Below are 15,948 nucleotides of genomic sequence, written 5' to 3' on the forward strand. Positions count from 1 at the left end.
CGTGCACTCAAATCGAAACTGATCCTGCGTTCAGGGCCTGCGTTGGAGGTGTTGAGGGCGCTTGCTCAGGAGGTCGATGCCGCAGGTGTCTATTGGTCACGTCTCTATGATCCGCAATCGGTGGCGCGCGATACCGGGGTAAAGGCAGAGTTGCGCAGCGCAGGTCTAGAGGCGCGCAGTTTCGGCGGTCATCTGATGTTTGAACCGTGGACCGTTGAGACGAAAACAGGGGGGATGTACAAAGTTTACACCCCGTTCTGGCGCTCTGTGAAAGATCGCGATGTGGAAATGCCGCGCGCGGCCCCGCAGGATTTTCCGACGCCCGCGGGATGGCCTGAGAGTGACAAGCTCACAGATTGGAAGCTAGACCGCGCGATGCGAAGAGGCACGCCGATTTTGGCAAAACACGGTCAGATCGGCGAGGGTGCAGCGCAGAGCAGGCTTGCTGAGTTCATCGAGGATAGCGTTGCCGATTACGTGCCGATGCGCGATATCCCGGGGGTGCGCGGCACATCGGGTCTCAGCGAAAACCTAGCCTTAGGCGAAATCAGCCCGCACCAATGCTGGCACGCTGGCATGCGCGCCCTTCACGAGGGGAAGGCAGGCGCGGAGGTCTTTCTGAAAGAGGTGGTTTGGCGTGAATTTGCCTATCATCTCATGCATCACACGCCCCATATTTTGGAAAGCAATTGGAAGCCCGATTGGGACAAATTTGGCTGGAACACCGATGAAACCCATCCCGACGTAGTCGCATGGAAACAGGGGCGCACGGGCATTGAATTCGTCGATGCTGCCATGCGCGAGATGTATGTGACGGGCAAAATGCACAATCGGGGCCGCATGATTGTGGCGTCTTACCTCACCAAACATTTGCTCACCCATTGGAAAGTGGGCATGGCGTGGTTTGAGGACTGCCTGACAGATTGGGATCCCGCATCGAACGCGATGGGCTGGCAATGGGCCGCCGGATCTGGCCCTGATGCCTCGCCCTATTTTCGCGTGTTCAATCCGGCCACACAGCTTGATAAATTCGACCCTGATCGTACCTATGTCCGCCGATGGATCGCAGAGGGGCAGGGCCGCCCGCCGCAAAGCGCGTTGAGCTATTTTGAGGCAATCCCGAAAAGCTGGGGGCTTCGCCCATCCGACATCTACCCCAGTCCGCCTCATTCGCTCGCGAAAGGGCGCGAACGCGCACTCGAGGCTTATGCATCAAGGGGTTTTTAGGCCCTTTGATGATGCAACGCCGCGTCTTTTTTGGGAAGTTTATTGCCCGGCCTTGCTTTCGCCAAAATCTGAGAAGAAAATAAGGATTATCTAGACCTACTGAGAAAGTTCCCTCCATGCCAACAGCGTCTCGTCTCATTGCCGCCATTTGCCTTGCTGCATTGGCATTTCTGGTGTCTGAGATGGCTAAGCCGTTGTTTGACGAAGATAAACAGTTTGGCAACTTCTCGGTTATCAATCTGGTGATTGGCTTAATCGTTGGATGGCAGGTGATCGGCAGCCGTGCAGGGCGCGGGACCGCCGCAGGTATCAACAATGGACTGACGGGCGGTCTGGTTTTGTATTTCTGGGTTTTGTTCCTGCATTCGGGCTACAAAATGTTCCAAGTGTCGATGCGCGGGCGCTATGACGGTGCTTTTGACGCGGCGGGGGCTGTCTTTGAAATCATGTATGAAAATGCGCTCATCACGGCCTCGGCGCTTGTGATTACAACGCTTATTGTTGGCGCTGCTCTGACGGGTTTGGTTGCTGAGTTTGTCGCGAAACGCGCCTCATGACGCAATCGCTGTTCTTTTACGGCACGCTTTGCCACATCCCATTGTTGGAAATTATCCTTGGCCGAAGCCGCGATCAAATCTCACTAAACGCTGCCGTGCTCGCCGATCACGCGGTGCACTGGGTGAAGGATCAGCCATTCCCGATGATTTCTGAAGAGGCGGGCGCAGAGGCGCATGGTCTTTTGGTGCAAGGTCTTAGCGCGCTCGATGTCGAGCGGCTGAATTTTTATGAGGGCGGTTTTGACTATGCTCTGACGCCTATCAACGTGACAACGGAAGATGGTCCAGTCGCGACAGAGGTTTATTTTCCAGAGCCGGGCATGTTCACGCGCGGCGCGATTTGGAAGCTGGCGGATTGGGTGGCGCAGTGGGGCGACATGAGCCTGAGCGCAGCGCAGGATGCGATGGCGCAATTTGGCAGGAAAACCGCAAGCCAAATGGCGCATCTTCTCCCGTTTTTTCGCGCACGTGCTTGGTCGCAAGAACTCGCGCAAGAGGGCGCGCCCGCAGATCTGCGACGCAACCTGACACGCGATGCGGTTACCTTGGAAAAGCGCAGCGATGGCTATGCCGATTTCTTTCGTTTTGACACCTTCGATATCAGCTATCCTCACTTTGACGGCACCCAGAGCGACACGCTAGATCGGGGCGCATTCATTGCGTATGATGCGGCTTTGCTTCTGCCTTACGACCCTAAACGCGACAGGGTGATGTTGATTGAGCAACTGCGCTATGGCCCTTTGCTGCGCGGCGATCCGCTGCCGTGGGTGCTTGAGCCGATTGCTGGGCTTGTCGATGCAGGCGAAGCGCCAATGGAAGCTGCCCGCCGCGAAGCGGTAGAGGAGGCGGGTTTGGCGTTGCAAGACATCCGTTTGATGATGAAGACCTATGCCGCACCGGGCTATTCAACCGAGTTTTTCCATTGTTTTCTTGGGCTTTGCGATCTCGATCCTGCGCAGGAAGGACTGCACGGATTGGCGAGTGAGAGCGAAGATATCCGCACTCATGTCATGTCTTTTGATCGCGCCATGGAACTTTTTGACAGCGGCGAGATAAACCAAGCGCCGCTTGCAATGATGCTACTTTGGCTTGCCCGCAAACGCGAAGATTTACGCGCAGAGGCGTGATCACAGCACGCGCATGCCCACACTGACGAACTGGTTGGCCCAAAACGGACCAAAGAAGCCGTGCAATGATGCTGCAAACGCTTGAGTTAGCTGTGCAGCAGGCATAGTTAGAACGGGTAATATGGAGTCTTTTAGATGATCGTCGCGCAAGATCTGGCCCAGGCCATTGGAAATACACCGCTTATCAAGCTTAAAGCAGCGTCCGAAGCAACAGGTTGCACGATTTTGGGCAAAGCGGAATTCATGAACCCCGGCCAGTCGGTCAAGGATCGTGCCGCATTGGCAATCATTCAGGATGCAGTCGCGCGTGGTGATTTGAAACCGGGTGGCACGATTGTCGAAGGAACTGCCGGCAACACGGGCATCGGCCTTGCGCTTGTTGGCGCGTCTATGGGCTTTAAGACGGTTATCGTCATTCCTGAAACGCAAAGTCAGGAAAAGAAAGATATGTTGCGCCTTGCGGGAGCGGAACTGGTGCAAGTGCCGGCCGCGCCGTATCGCAACCCGAACAACTTTGTCCGCTACTCCGAGCGCCTCGCGAATGAGCTGGCGCGCACCACGAACGAAGGTGTGATCTGGGCGAACCAGTTTGACAACGTGGCGAACCGCCAAGCGCATATCGACACAACAGGTCCCGAGATTTGGGAACAAACGGATGGCAAGGTGGATGGTTTCTGCTGCGCTGTCGGCTCTGGCGGCACTTTGGCGGGCATCGGTATGGTGCTCCAGCCCAAGGGCGTTAAAATCGCGCTTGCTGACCCTGATGGCGCGGCCTTGCATAGCTATTACACAACGGGTGAGCTGGCCTCAGAAGGGGGCTCTATCGCCGAAGGTATTGGCCAAGTGCGGATCACCAAGAACCTTGAAGGCTTCACGCCTGATATGTCCTACAACATCCCTGACAGCGAAGCGTTGCCACATGTCTTTGATCTTCTGGAGAACGAGGGTCTGTGTCTGGGGGCGTCTTCCGGCGTGAACATCGCAGGTGCAGTGCGCATGGCCAAGGAAATGGGACCGGGGCATACGATTGTGACAATCCTTTGCGATTTCGGCACCCGTTATCAGTCCAAACTGTTCAACCCTGATTTCCTACGTGAAAAAGGGCTGCCAGTTCCAACTTGGCTCGACAAAGCGCCTGCCAGCATCCCAGGTGTTTTTGAGGACGTCTAATGACAGTTTTTCAGGCTTTGCGCGCGCTCTGCGTTGCGCTCTTTCTCGCATTCCCAATCGGGAGTGCGGCCCAAACGGCTGCGCCTGACTATGAGGCGTGGAGCAATGTAGCGCAACGCGCTGAAACGGCTGTTGAGAACGGTCGCGCATCAACCCATGCGCTTGAGACGCTAAGATTTCAAATTGCAGAGTGGCGCGAGACCTTTCTAGACGCGCAGACCATCAACCAATCGCGCATTGTCACGCTGCAGTCCCAGATTTCAGCCCTAGGCACGCCCGAAGAGGGTGTCGCCGAATCCGAAGATATCGTGACGCGCCGTATGGAGCTGACAGAACAATTGTCGCGCCTTCGCACGCCCGTTGTCACGGCGGAAGAAGCTTATAATCGAGCCGATGGTGTCATCAACGAGATCGACAGCCTCATTCGCGAACGCCAAGCGAGCGAATTGCTTACCGTTGGCCCAAGTCCGCTAAACCCCGTGCACTGGGGCAAAGCGCTAGAGGCGTTTTCGCACTCCACACTGGCTATTTTTAACGAAACGGTGGCGTCGTTTAGCTCCGATGCGCAACGCAGAACTGCGATCAGTGAGTTGCCTAAAGCGATCTTCAACTTTGCCTTGGGGTTGATCTTGCTGCTCAAAGGGCGCGGCTGGTCGCTTCAAATTGCCGACGTCTTGCGCCGCCGCACCCGCCAAGGGAATGGCGTTTGGCGTTTTGTCGCGTCCTTGTTCCAGATATTGCTGCCCTATATCGGTTTGCTGTTTGTTGAAAATGCGCTCTATGCGACAGGGCTGTTTGGTTTGCGCGGCACGTTGATGCTGGATCAGATTGCCGAATGTGGCCTGATTATTTTGGTCTTCAGATGGCTTGCAGGGCAGTTGTTCCCGCGCTCGGATGAAGAAACCATACTGCCGATCGGGCAAGCCAAACGCGCTGAAGCGCGTTGGTATATCATCGCAAGCGCGATCATTCTGATTGTGATGAAAATCTGCCTCGTTCTGGCAAATTATGACAATTGGAGCGATGAAACCCGCGCGAGCTTGGGCTTTCCGCTGTTGATCCTGTCCGGTTTGGTTCTGTTCAGACTTGGCACGCTTTTGCGCAACTCGATGATTGATCCTTCCAATGATGACGATAGCTGGCAGTACCGTGTCCGCATGGCGCGCATCTTGGGGCAGATGGCGATTGTCGTCGCCTTTGTCGGGCCTTTGATTGCTGCGATGGGCTATGGCAACGCCGCCGCGCGCCTGATGCTGTCCTCGATGGCGAGCCTTGGGCTCTTTGGTTTGCTGTTGGTGCTGCAGGGCTTCATTCACGATCTCTATGCCTTTGTGACCCGCAAGGATACGAGGGATGACTCCCTCATTCCCGTGTTGTTGGGCTTTGTGCTGGTGATCATGTCCTTGCCGCTGTTGGCCCTGATCTGGGGTGCGCGTCCTGCTGACATTTCTGAAGTTTGGACCAGTTTCCAAGAAGGATTTGCCATCGGAGATAGCCGGATTTCTCCGGTCGATTTCCTGACCTTCGTGGTCCTCTTTACGCTGGGCTACGTCGCGACGCGCCTTCTCCAAGGCGCGATGCGGACGACCATCCTGCCACGCACGAGCATGGATGCAGGCGGGCGCAATGCGGTTGTGTCTGGTATTGGCTATGTTGGTATCTTCCTCGCTGCGATGATTGCGATCAGCTCTGCGGGCATTGATCTGAGTAACATCGCGCTGGTGGCTGGTGCCTTGTCCGTCGGCATCGGTTTCGGGTTGCAGAACATCGTGTCCAACTTTGTGTCTGGTATCATTCTTTTGATCGAACGCCCGATTGCAGAAGGGGATTGGATCGAGGTCGGTGGCAAAATGGGCTATGTGCGCGGGATTTCCGTGCGCTCAACCCGTATCGAAACCTTTGACCGCACCGACGTTATCGTGCCCAACGCAGATCTTGTGTCCGGCATGGTCACCAACTGGACACGGGGCAAAACGGTTGGGCGGGTCATTGTTCCGGTTGGCGTGGCCTACGGCAATGACACGCGCAAGGTCGAAGACATCCTACTCAAGATCGCGCGCGAGCATCCAATGGTTCTGTTGAACCCAACGCCATCAATCGTGTTTCAAGGCTTTGGCGCGGACTCAATGGATTTCGAAATCAGAGCGATTTTGCGGGATGTGAATTACATGTTAGGGGTCAAATCCGACATGAACCATGAGATTGCAAAACGTTTCGCGGAAGAAGGGGTCGAAATTCCCTTTGCACAGCGCGACATTTGGATCCGCAATCCTGAAGCCATGGGGCAGGCCCAAGCGCAAGTGCAGGGCAGCCCATCAGAAGAGGACACTTCATCATGACGCAGCCGCTGTTCTTGGATGATGCTTATGTGCGCGACGCCAACGCAGTTGTGATCGCGCATACGCCTGAGGGCGGTGTGGTTCTGGACAAGTCCATCTTTTATGCGACGGGCGGCGGGCAACCAGGCGACAGCGGCACGATTTCATGGGACGGCCAGCGCCTGTCCATTGCGACCTGCGTAAAGGTGAAAGACAGCGATGCGGGCCATACAGCGCTTGTACCTGCCGAGCCAGCGCCGTTGCCGGCGATCGGGACCCATGTGGTACAAGCTTTGGATTGGGAACGCAGACATTCGCATATGCGCGTTCATACGGCGTTGCACCTCCTGTCTGTGGTCATTCCTTTGCCTGTCAGTGGCGGGTCCATATCTGCGGGAAAGGGACGTCTGGATTTCGACATGCCTGAGGCGCCTGATGACAAAGAAGATTTGGAACGGTCTTTGAACGCGTTGATCGAACTGGACTATGTCGTGTCCGAGGGCTGGATCGACGATGAAGAGCTACTGGCCAATCCGCATTTGGTGAAAACAATGGCCGTGCAGCCCCCCATAGGAAGCGGGCAGGTGCGACTGGTGCGGATCGGGGATGATACGCGGCAGATTGATCTACAGCCGTGCGGCGGCACCCATGTTGCGCGCACCTCTGAAATTGGCCGTGTGCGCCTCGGCAAGATCGAGAAAAAAGGCAAACGAAACCGCCGTGTCTATTTGCATTTGGATGATTAAATGACCCTATTTTCCCAAAAGAGCATCTGTACTTTGGCCGCCGCAATCTGCGCGGCTCTTTGCCTGACCCTGATGTTCATACCCGGGTTGATTTTCTGGCTGTTTCAGATGGCACATGACGTGGGCGGCGTGTTGATCTCGCGCCGCGCCGCGATGTTGTTCGCAGGTCTCAGCATCCTTGCATGGCTCGCACGCGACTTGGCTCCATCTGAGGGCACGCGCGCCATTTTCATCTCCTTTGCCGTAGCGATGGGCGGTTTGGCCCTCTTAGGTGTCTATGAGTATATCCAAGGGAACGTCGGCATTGGCATTGCTTTGGCAATCGCGGCAGAAGCGTTTTTTGTCGGTGCATTCCTGCGTTTGGCTCGAAGCTGAACCCATTCAAGGTAACGGCTGCTGTCACTAAGATTGACCTGCAAACAGCCAGCTTTTGAGGGCGCGTGAGCTGTGTTGCTGAAAAGACTCTTTCCTTTGAGCTGCTCTCAATGCGGGCTCTCCAACTCAACGTTTGGATGATAGGTTAAAAGCAACTATTTTAAGATTGGTTTGGGTATTGAAATGACGAACGCAAAGAAAATATGCGACGATGCAAATCTGGATTTCGAAGAAATCTTTGCATATCAATATCTTGTCACGCCCGGCAGCGCAAAGGTTAAAGGGCTCACCACTTTGCCTTTTGGGCGCTACTCGGTGCACATCGGCTCAAAACTACACTCGGCCATGTTGCTGGACCGCAAGGGGCGGTTCTTCGGCTATGTCTTTGGCGTTGCTGTCGACAAAACGGGACTGATAACCAACGATCATATCGTAGAGGAACTAGACCTCGATGATCCGCGTCTCTTCACCCAGTTTGCCGAATATTTGAATGATGTTGCTGGGCGCTACGTGGTGCTCTGCGGCGCAAGTGATGAGCATCGGATCTACACTGATCCCGTTGCAATGATCGGCTGTGTCTATGATCCGCTCAAACATCGTGTCGCCTCTTCGCTGAACTTGGTCTTGGATCGCGACTTGGTTCCGAACCCCATCACAGATGATGAAGCGATCTTGGAACGGGGCGGGAAATACACGCTCTTTCATACACAAGATGCCCATGTAAAACGCTTGAACGGGTCATTTTTCCTAGACCTCGATACGATGATAGAAACCCGTTTTTGGCCGCGCACCGAGAAATTCGAAGTGCCTGTTGAGGCTTACGGCGGCGTTTATGATGAAATCATCGCAACGGGCCGTCATATCATCGGATCGATTACGGGTGCGTTTAAGACGGCGATGCCGATCTCGGGTGGGCGCGACAGCCGTTTGCTGGCTGGACTGGCGGGCGAGCACGTAAAAGAGGTTAATCAACCTTTCACGCACATCACCAATTTTGCGACCCGTTATGACGCGGCTGTGGCGACATTGGTGGGGCAGCACCTTGATATCCCGCATGAAATCCACAGCTGGCGGCAACCTGCGCCGCCGCGCCGGTCCCGTTTCAAGTATCGTCAGGATCTTCGCGGCTTTCAAACGGCTTTGGGGTCAAAATCACCGATGCCCGATGAAATGACCAAAAATGTGCATCAATTCCTGGGCGAAAACCAAATCGTGCTGCGCGGTCATCTGACCGACCTTCTGCGCGCGGTCTATGTGTTTACAAGCAACCGCCGCCGTTGGAAGGTGTTGGATTGGCAAATGCAACGGCTTTTCCCGGTGCAAATGTCCGAGTTCAACAAAGACATCTTTGCCAACTACCTGCCGGATTTCGTGTCTTGGCGCCGCACGCTACCGCCCGCGGCGCTGGAAATGCCGCTCGATTTTATGTTCCTTGAGGTCTATTATAATTCGACCGTGGGCTACACGTTCAATGGTCTTCATCGTCAGTTCTACATGTCGCCCTATAACAGCCGTCGCTTGATCGAGCTGAGTTTGGCGATCAATGTAGATTATCGCCGAACGATGAAACCGGTGGATGATATTCTGTATCGTATCGATCCGGAGTTATGCGCGATCCCTTATTACAAAGAGGCGGGTTCAGATTTGTCGGTGATCGCTCCTGATCAACCGTGGCATGCCATATCGGATGCGCGAATGGCCGAGGTCAAAGCGCGTTTTGACAGTGACTACAGCCAAGCCCATGAAATTATCGCGCAAAGTGAGCCGGACACGAGCACCCCATTGTTGAGTTCGCTGGCCTGAAAAGGGCACGGTGATTTAGATTTCGGCACGCGGGTTTTAAGCAATTGAGCTATAGATGAAATAGTTGGTTTTTTGCTCTTGCACTCGCATAGGTCTTAGCGCTAAACCCCGCGCAACGGACAGGTGGCCGAGTGGTCGAAGGCGCACGCCTGGAAAGTGTGTAGGCGGGAGACCGTCTCCAGGGTTCGAATCCCTGTCTGTCCGCCATCATCCCTTCAATCAGTCGCTCATGCTGCTATCGACTTTGCGTCCTATCAACATCAGTCGTCCAGCTTGATCTCTCGTCAGGCCAAGACTGCAATCATGTGCGGCGAGCCATTGACGCAAAGACGCTCGTTTCGGAAATTTTACGCGTCGCGGTGATGGTCTTATTGAAAAATTTCGGTGTTCGTTCAGCGCAAAAAACAAATTTCGATAAGCCATCTGGAAGGACCATGACTGTACCGACATCAAGCGATTTCTCTCCCTCGGCGTCCTTATCCGAGGCAATTGATGCGCTGATCCAGAACCTGACCTATGCCAACAGCAGCAACGCCCCAACCACGAGCTGCGATTTGCTGTTGAATGTAACCGACGCTGCGGGTGATTATCTTGCTGGCAGCTTCAAACATCCAAGATTAAACGGCGCGTTTGCGATCGTGAGCAGCACACCGCAATGCTTTTGTTAGATGCTTTTTCTACATCGGTCATTACGAGATCGCGATGGTCGGGTTTGCCTTCGATGACTGGCGTAAGGCAGCTTCCGCATACCCCATTTTGACAGGAGGTCGGGACCGTAATCCCTTTGCGGGCAAGTGCCTCCAATATTGTGTCCTGCGCACCAACCTGAACCGTGATCCCTGATTTTTGCGCTATGACTTCGAAGGGATCACCGTCCACATCAATTTCCGACGCGAAATGTTCCACATGAATTTGGTCAGCGCCAAGACCTGCATCCGCAAGCGACTGAGTGACGAACGCCATGTAGCCAATTGGGCCGCAGACATAGGCGTGAGAGCCTGTCGGGAAGTCCTCAATTGAAAGCGACGTTCTGGCGTCATCATCAAAATAACACCTGATCGCGTCGCTGAAGGGCAATTCCGCTAGAATTGCGCCAAAGGCGAGCCGGTCACGAGATCGCGCTGAGAGATGGCATTCAAACGTTTCGCCCGCAGTGTGAAGCTGCCACGCCATCGCAAGGATAGGCGTCAGACCGATGCCGCCGCCATACAGCAGAGTATGTGCGGCGCTATCGATCAAAGCGAAGTTGTTGCGCGGCGTACCGATCTTGATATGTGATCCAGTTTGAAATTGTTGGTGCATCGCAATAGAACCACCCCGCGATACAGGAGCGCGCTGAATTGCGATCTGATAGCGTTTGGAAACATCTCCAGTCAGCGAATACTGCCGCACCAATCCATCACGAATGTGAATATCGATATGGGCGCCCGCAGCTGCCTCTGGCAGCGGCGTTCCATCCGCAGCCTCTATGGTCAGAGCGACAATGTCTTTGGCAACCAATTGACGCTCCACCACTTTGGCCGCAATCAAAGTCGCCTGAGGGCGCGTTGCCTTGGGTTTGATAGCCTCTCGTGCGTCGGCGACAAACTTCGTCGGCAAAGTCGCAAATGCTGCAATGGTATTGTTAAGAACGATGTCTGGCGTGCCCACTTCCATCCGACCAACACGCGTAATCATCGCCTTTAGCAGCGAAATCATCTCAAGCTGCGCCAGATGCATCCCGATACACATGTGAATGCCGCTGCCAAAGCCAAGGTGATCTTTCGGATCACGGGTGACATCAAATTGATCGGGGTTCTCAAAGACCGCAGCATCGCGATTGGCCGAGGCGAACAACATCATGACACGTGATCCTTGCGGGATAGTGACACCTGCGATTTCGACATCTTGGGTGGTATGTCGGGAAAAGCTGCGAATAGGGGTCCCAAGGCGCACGGCCTCATTCACGGCATTGCGGCACAGATCAGGATTGTCGCGTAATTTGTCCCATTGGTCGGGGTTCTGTGACAATTGCCAAACCAATTGACCCGTGGCTGAAATCGTCGTGTCGAGGCTTGGGTTGATATAATCGCGGATCGCAAACGGGGCGAGTTCAGCGCTTAAGACGCCTTGATCTACAAGATCGAGAATACGGTAGGTCCAACTGCCTTCTTTCAACGTGTCGCGGTTCACTTGCCCTGCAATAAAAGCCCGCATTTCCGCAATCGCGTCTAACGCCTTTTTCCCACGTTCGTTTTGTTCGCCCAAAACATCAAAAGCGGCAGCAGCCCATTTGAGCATATTGTCTTGGCCAAAGTCCGGCAGGCCGACCATCTCGGTCACAATCTTCAGCGGTAAATGCCGTGCGAGATCGGAGATGGCATCAAAGCTGCCTTTCTGAACCAACCCTTCGATCAGCGTATCCGCAACCCGTTCAACTTCGGGTCGGATCGTTTCGAGGGCGCCGGGCAACAGGGGCGGGGCCATAGCGCGGCGTAGTTTGGTATGTCTGGGCGGATCAGAGGCGACAGTATTCCCTTGGAGGAAATCCGATCCAAACTTGTCGCCAGCGACACCCTTTGCGCTGGTAAAACGCGCATGATCCCGCAAAGCATCTTGCACGACAGCATGTTGCGTCAGCGCGTAATTTTCCAACGACGGGATATAAACGACAGGTCCCAAGGCACGCATCGCGGCATAATGGGGATGCGGATCGCGAATGAAATCATCGGAGTAGAAGTCCACATCATAGATCGGAGCTGTCGTCGTCACATCAATAATTCCTTGCAATAACGCGAGATTTGCACAAAGCTACAGTCAATAAATAAATTTACCAATAGTAAATCTGGGAGGATTTTACGATGTCGATCAAAACGATCTTGCGTGCGAGCGCATTGGTTAGCCTTGTCGGGGGGGCTGCGCAGGCCGAAGAATTTACTTTGACAATGTCCCATTACCTGCCGCCGGTTTTAGGCCTTCATGTTGATTTCCTTGAACCTTTCGCACGCCAGATCGAAAAAGCGACCGGCGGCAAGGTGAGCGTCGATATCCAAACGGCAGGCTCTGCTTTGGGCACGATCACCAAACAATGGGACCAAGTCGCAGATGGCATTGCAGACATCTCATTTGGCTTGCACGGGATTCCACGTGGCCGTTTCTCTTGCACGCAAGTCATCGAATTGCCGTTCTTGACCGACAGCGTTGAAGAAGCGAACGAGGTTTTGTGGAACGTTTATCCTGAATTCCTTGCTGAGGAACATGCAGACGTGAAGGTTCTGGCGCTGATGGCACATGATCCGGGCGTGCTTGCGACGACGGGTGGAAAACGTGTCGAAAATCCCGAAGACTTGGCTGGTCTGCGCATTCGTGTGCCGTCTCCCTATGTGGCGGCGATGATCGAAGACCTTGGCGGAATTCCCGTCGGCATGCCTCCGGGGCAGGTCTATGAAAACATGCAAACTGGCGCGCTTGACGGTGTTGTTCTTCCTTGGGCGGGCCTCAAGGAATTCCGCATCACCGAGGTCACAACCAACGCGATCGAGATCGGGGCTTACACCACGCCGTTCTACTTCATCATGAACCAAGACAAGTTCGACAGTTTGCCTGCGGATGTTCAAGAGGCCATCGACAGTATTTCAGGTGACGCGCTTGTGGCGCAATTCCCGGATTGGTGGACAGCTTGGGGCGCGGCTGGTCCGGCGCAGATCACAGATGCGAGCGGCGAAGTTATTTCCCCAGACGCCGCATTGCGTCAGGCATGGATCGACGCCACGGCGAGCACTGTCACGCGACTGGAAGCTGACCTAGCGGCTGAATGCTCGAATGGCGCAGCACTGATCACACAGGCGCGCGCGCTGTCTTCAAACTGATCAACGGTCTATATTAACGGATGGATCCGCGTATTCTGCGGGTCCATTTCTATTTGGATTTACCATGAACAAACACCTCGACCTTTTGACCCGCATTCCGATTTGGATCGGTGGTGCCTTGATGATCGGGGTGATATTCATCACCGTCGGTGACGTCTTTGCGCGCAAGTTTCTAAGCACGGGATACTTCGGTCTGGTCGATGTTACCCAGTTGGCCGTGATTGGCTTTGCCTATCTTGCTATGCCGCGCGCATTTTTGACAGGCGCACATGTCGCGGTTGAGCTTTACGACCACCGCTTATCCCATCGCGCGGACCTTGCGCTAAAGAGTTTCGCGCTGATCCTCAGCATTGGCGTGCTGAGCATGTTGCTGTGGTACGGCTGGACCCAAGCGGCGCGTGTGCAGCGCTATGGCGACGTGTCCCAAAATGCCGAAATTCCGATGATTTGGTATTGGGGGCTTTTGATGGGGGGCGTCGCATTTAGTTGGCTGGTTTGCGCGGTGCAATTGATCCTGAACCTTACGGGAATTTTCGCAAGGACGTCAGATGTTTGAGGCTATTGCAATCGAAGTCTGGGGCGTTGTTGGTTTCATCGCACTTCTAGCATTGGTTTTCCTGCGCGTGCCCATCGCAATTGCGATGGCGAGCGTCGGCCTCGTTGGCGGCATATTGCTATCTGGCATGAAGGTCACGGGCCTCACATTTGCAGCCTCCGCCTTTGAAAGCGTATTTCCCTATAGTCTGTCCGTGATCCCGTTGTTCATCCTGATGGGCGTCTTTGTCACCCATGCGGACTTGTCGAAAAAGCTTTACGACGGCATGTTCGCGATGATGGGCCATTGGCGCGGGGGGCTTGCCCAAGCCACGATTGGAGCCTGCGCTATGTTCGGCGCGATCTGTGGATCTTCGCTGGCGACAGCTGCCACGATGACGCGGGTGGCGATGCCCCAAATGCGGGCGCGTGGTTATGATGATGGTTTGGCCACTGGAGCTATTGCCGCGGGCGGAACTCTTGGCATTCTGATCCCGCCCTCGATCATTTTATTGATCTACGGCATCCTCACGGGCACTTCGATCGGCAAACTGTTCATTGCGGGTTTAATCCCGGGTCTGATCGGAACCACGTTTTACCTTGGCGCCGTGCGTTATTCGGTATGGCGCAATCCAAGCGCAGCGCCATTGGTTGCCAAAGCCCCGATGGCCACGCGATTGCGCCAGTTGGGTGCCGTCTGGCAAGTCGTTTTGTTGTTTGGGCTCGTTTTGGGCGGCATCTACACGGGTTGGTTCTCAACCATCGAAGCTGCGGCTGTCGGCGCTTTTGGAGGCTTGTTGGCCGCGCTCATTCGGCACCGTTCGCTGAAATTCCTCCCTGCGGCATTGGAAGACGCAGCCAAAACCACGGCGATGATCTTCCTCATTATTGTTGGAACGGCTGCCTTCAACGCATTCATCGAACGCACCCATCTGCCGAATATGATCGTAAGCTATGTTGCCGATATGGGCCTTTCTGCGATGGGCGTTTTGGTCTTTCTGATGGTGATTTATTTGGCGCTCGGATGTGTCATGGATGGCTTGTCTGTTATCTTTGTCACCATTCCAATTGTCTTTCCACTCGTGCAATCGCTCGGAATTGACCCCGTGTGGTTTGGCATCTTGCTGGTCTGCGCCACCGAAATTGGGCTCATTACACCTCCTGTGGGCATGAACCTCTTTATCATCAAAGGGCTGACAACTGACATCAATATCAAGACGATTTGGAAGGGTGTTACACCGTTCATCGTCGTTGATATCCTACGGCTTGCCGTCTTATTGGCCTTCCCGATGCTAACGCTCTATCTCACGTTAGACGTTCGTTAAAAGGCATGCCCAAGTGACTTGGAGAGGGCGTTGCTCGCCTCGCGCAAGCGATTGGCAAGGGGTCCGTCCAAGCTATCGTCGATAGCATCCACCCAACCAAGTGTCGTCATGGAAAAGGCAAGCCGTCCGTCGCGGTCAAAAACAGGGGCGCTCAGCGCTGCAATGCGTGGCAAAAGCTCACCGTGGACATGTCCGAGACCCGCATCTTTGGTCGCGGATTTGATGGTTTCTGCCTCAGCTTGCATGCCCTCTGGTATGAAGGTGCCTGTGATGTGTTCACTAAGCCAAGTCAAATAAACATGTCCCGTTGCCGACCCCAAAAGGGGCATCGTTAATCCCGCACGCATTTCAACGGTGACGGGCTGCAAACCTTCGAAAAAGCGGATGGTCGTGGCGCCATGACTGCCCCACAAGGCAATGAACGTCGCTTCTCCGGTCGCGTCACGAAAGGCACGCGCAGCCTGAACGGCGCGCTCCACCGGCTCAAGGCGACGCAAAGCTGCGAGCCCCAGTTGCAAGGTGAAGACACCCAATTCATATCGACTATCCGGCCGCTGATTGATGGCACCGGAACGGGTCAATGAAACGAGATAATGATGGACCTGCGAGGGCGTCATCCCAGTCGCATCAGATATGTCTTTAACGCTCAGGGAAAGTTCAGATTGCTCGAAAACACGCAGCAGTTCGAACGCGCGATCGACAGATTGCACACCTTTGCGATCATCGCCGGATGCGACCTGAAAACGACTTTGTGAAACTGGCTCTTTCATGCACTGTCCATTCTTTTGCAATCCTCAGCGTCCTGCAATTGGCAGAGCGATACTTCGATAAGTAGCAGCCTCCAAAGGGCTTCAAAAGGCTATTAATGGGTTCCAATGAATAGCAACCGCTGAAAATAGGGGCCGCTGGTTTGCCAAG

Annotated in this window: 13 protein-coding genes and 1 tRNA gene; 12 read left to right on the forward strand and 2 right to left on the reverse strand. The window is 54.5% G+C overall.

Features of this window, described 5'->3' with window-relative positions; genetic code table 11:
* The 9 genes from ABJQ89_RS08395 to ABJQ89_RS08435 form a co-directional block, all read left to right on the forward strand.
* Positions 1 to 1,227, forward strand: a 1,227-nt coding sequence (locus ABJQ89_RS08395) for a deoxyribodipyrimidine photo-lyase (RefSeq protein ID WP_348495799.1), incomplete at its 5' end; no start/stop codon positions are given.
* Between the two features lie 116 nt (positions 1,228 to 1,343).
* The gene (locus ABJQ89_RS08400) at positions 1,344 to 1,784 is read left to right on the forward strand and encodes a TrgA family protein (protein WP_348495800.1); all 441 of its coding nucleotides are present in this window, start codon (positions 1,344 to 1,346) and stop codon (positions 1,782 to 1,784) included.
* Entirely contained in the window at positions 1,781 to 2,911 is a 1,131-nt protein-coding gene (locus ABJQ89_RS08405) for an NUDIX domain-containing protein (RefSeq protein WP_348495801.1), read from the forward strand. The genes ABJQ89_RS08400 and ABJQ89_RS08405 overlap by 4 nt, the downstream gene beginning before the upstream one ends.
* 135 nt (positions 2,912 to 3,046) lie before the next feature.
* Positions 3,047 to 4,081 (forward strand): cysteine synthase A, encoded by a 1,035-nt coding sequence (locus tag ABJQ89_RS08410; RefSeq protein WP_348495802.1) that lies wholly within the window; start codon positions 3,047 to 3,049, stop codon positions 4,079 to 4,081.
* Complete coding sequence (locus tag ABJQ89_RS08415; protein WP_348495803.1) at positions 4,081 to 6,420, forward strand: DUF3772 domain-containing protein; 2,340 nt, start codon at positions 4,081 to 4,083, stop codon at positions 6,418 to 6,420. The genes ABJQ89_RS08410 and ABJQ89_RS08415 overlap by 1 nt, the downstream gene beginning before the upstream one ends.
* Complete coding sequence (locus ABJQ89_RS08420) at positions 6,417 to 7,145, forward strand: alanyl-tRNA editing protein (protein WP_348495804.1); 729 nt, start codon at positions 6,417 to 6,419, stop codon at positions 7,143 to 7,145. Before ABJQ89_RS08415 ends, ABJQ89_RS08420 begins: the two co-directional genes overlap by 4 nt.
* Positions 7,146 to 7,520, forward strand: a complete 375-nt coding sequence (locus ABJQ89_RS08425) for a hypothetical protein (protein WP_348495805.1) — start codon at positions 7,146 to 7,148, stop codon at positions 7,518 to 7,520.
* 183 nt (positions 7,521 to 7,703) lie between these two features.
* Positions 7,704 to 9,323 carry a hypothetical protein gene (locus ABJQ89_RS08430; protein ID WP_348495806.1) on the forward strand — a complete coding sequence of 540 codons (1,620 nt, stop codon included), beginning with the start codon at positions 7,704 to 7,706 and terminating at the stop codon, positions 9,321 to 9,323.
* 117 nt (positions 9,324 to 9,440) lie between these two features.
* Positions 9,441 to 9,530: transfer RNA gene (locus tag ABJQ89_RS08435), tRNA-Ser, on the forward strand.
* A 396-nt stretch (positions 9,531 to 9,926) separates the two neighbouring features.
* Here ABJQ89_RS08435 and ABJQ89_RS08440 read toward each other — a convergent pair.
* Positions 9,927 to 12,074 carry a cytochrome P450/oxidoreductase gene (locus ABJQ89_RS08440; protein WP_348495807.1) on the reverse strand — a complete coding sequence of 716 codons (2,148 nt, stop codon included), beginning with the start codon at positions 12,072 to 12,074 and terminating at the stop codon, positions 9,927 to 9,929.
* Positions 12,075 to 12,163: 89 nt separating this feature from the next.
* Between ABJQ89_RS08440 and ABJQ89_RS08445 the strand changes: the two genes are divergently transcribed.
* The 3 genes from ABJQ89_RS08445 (at position 12,164) to ABJQ89_RS08455 (ending at position 15,030) form a co-directional block, all read left to right on the forward strand.
* A complete protein-coding gene (locus ABJQ89_RS08445) occupies positions 12,164 to 13,171 on the forward strand; it encodes a TRAP transporter substrate-binding protein (protein WP_348495808.1) in 1,008 nt (335 codons plus the stop codon).
* Between the two features lie 64 nt (positions 13,172 to 13,235).
* Complete coding sequence (locus ABJQ89_RS08450; RefSeq protein ID WP_348495809.1) at positions 13,236 to 13,727, forward strand: TRAP transporter small permease; 492 nt, start codon at positions 13,236 to 13,238, stop codon at positions 13,725 to 13,727.
* On the forward strand, positions 13,720 to 15,030 hold the full coding sequence (locus tag ABJQ89_RS08455; RefSeq protein WP_348495810.1) for a TRAP transporter large permease: 1,311 nt from the start codon (positions 13,720 to 13,722) through the stop codon (positions 15,028 to 15,030). The genes ABJQ89_RS08450 and ABJQ89_RS08455 overlap by 8 nt, the downstream gene beginning before the upstream one ends.
* Here ABJQ89_RS08455 and ABJQ89_RS08460 read toward each other — a convergent pair.
* Complete coding sequence (locus tag ABJQ89_RS08460) at positions 15,027 to 15,800, reverse strand: IclR family transcriptional regulator (protein ID WP_348495811.1); 774 nt, start codon at positions 15,798 to 15,800, stop codon at positions 15,027 to 15,029. The genes ABJQ89_RS08455 and ABJQ89_RS08460 overlap by 4 nt on opposite strands.
* Between the last annotated feature and the right edge of the window lie 148 nt (positions 15,801 to 15,948).

This window comes from Planktotalea sp. (genome assembly GCF_039984035.1).
GTDB lineage: Bacteria > Pseudomonadota > Alphaproteobacteria > Rhodobacterales > Rhodobacteraceae > Planktotalea.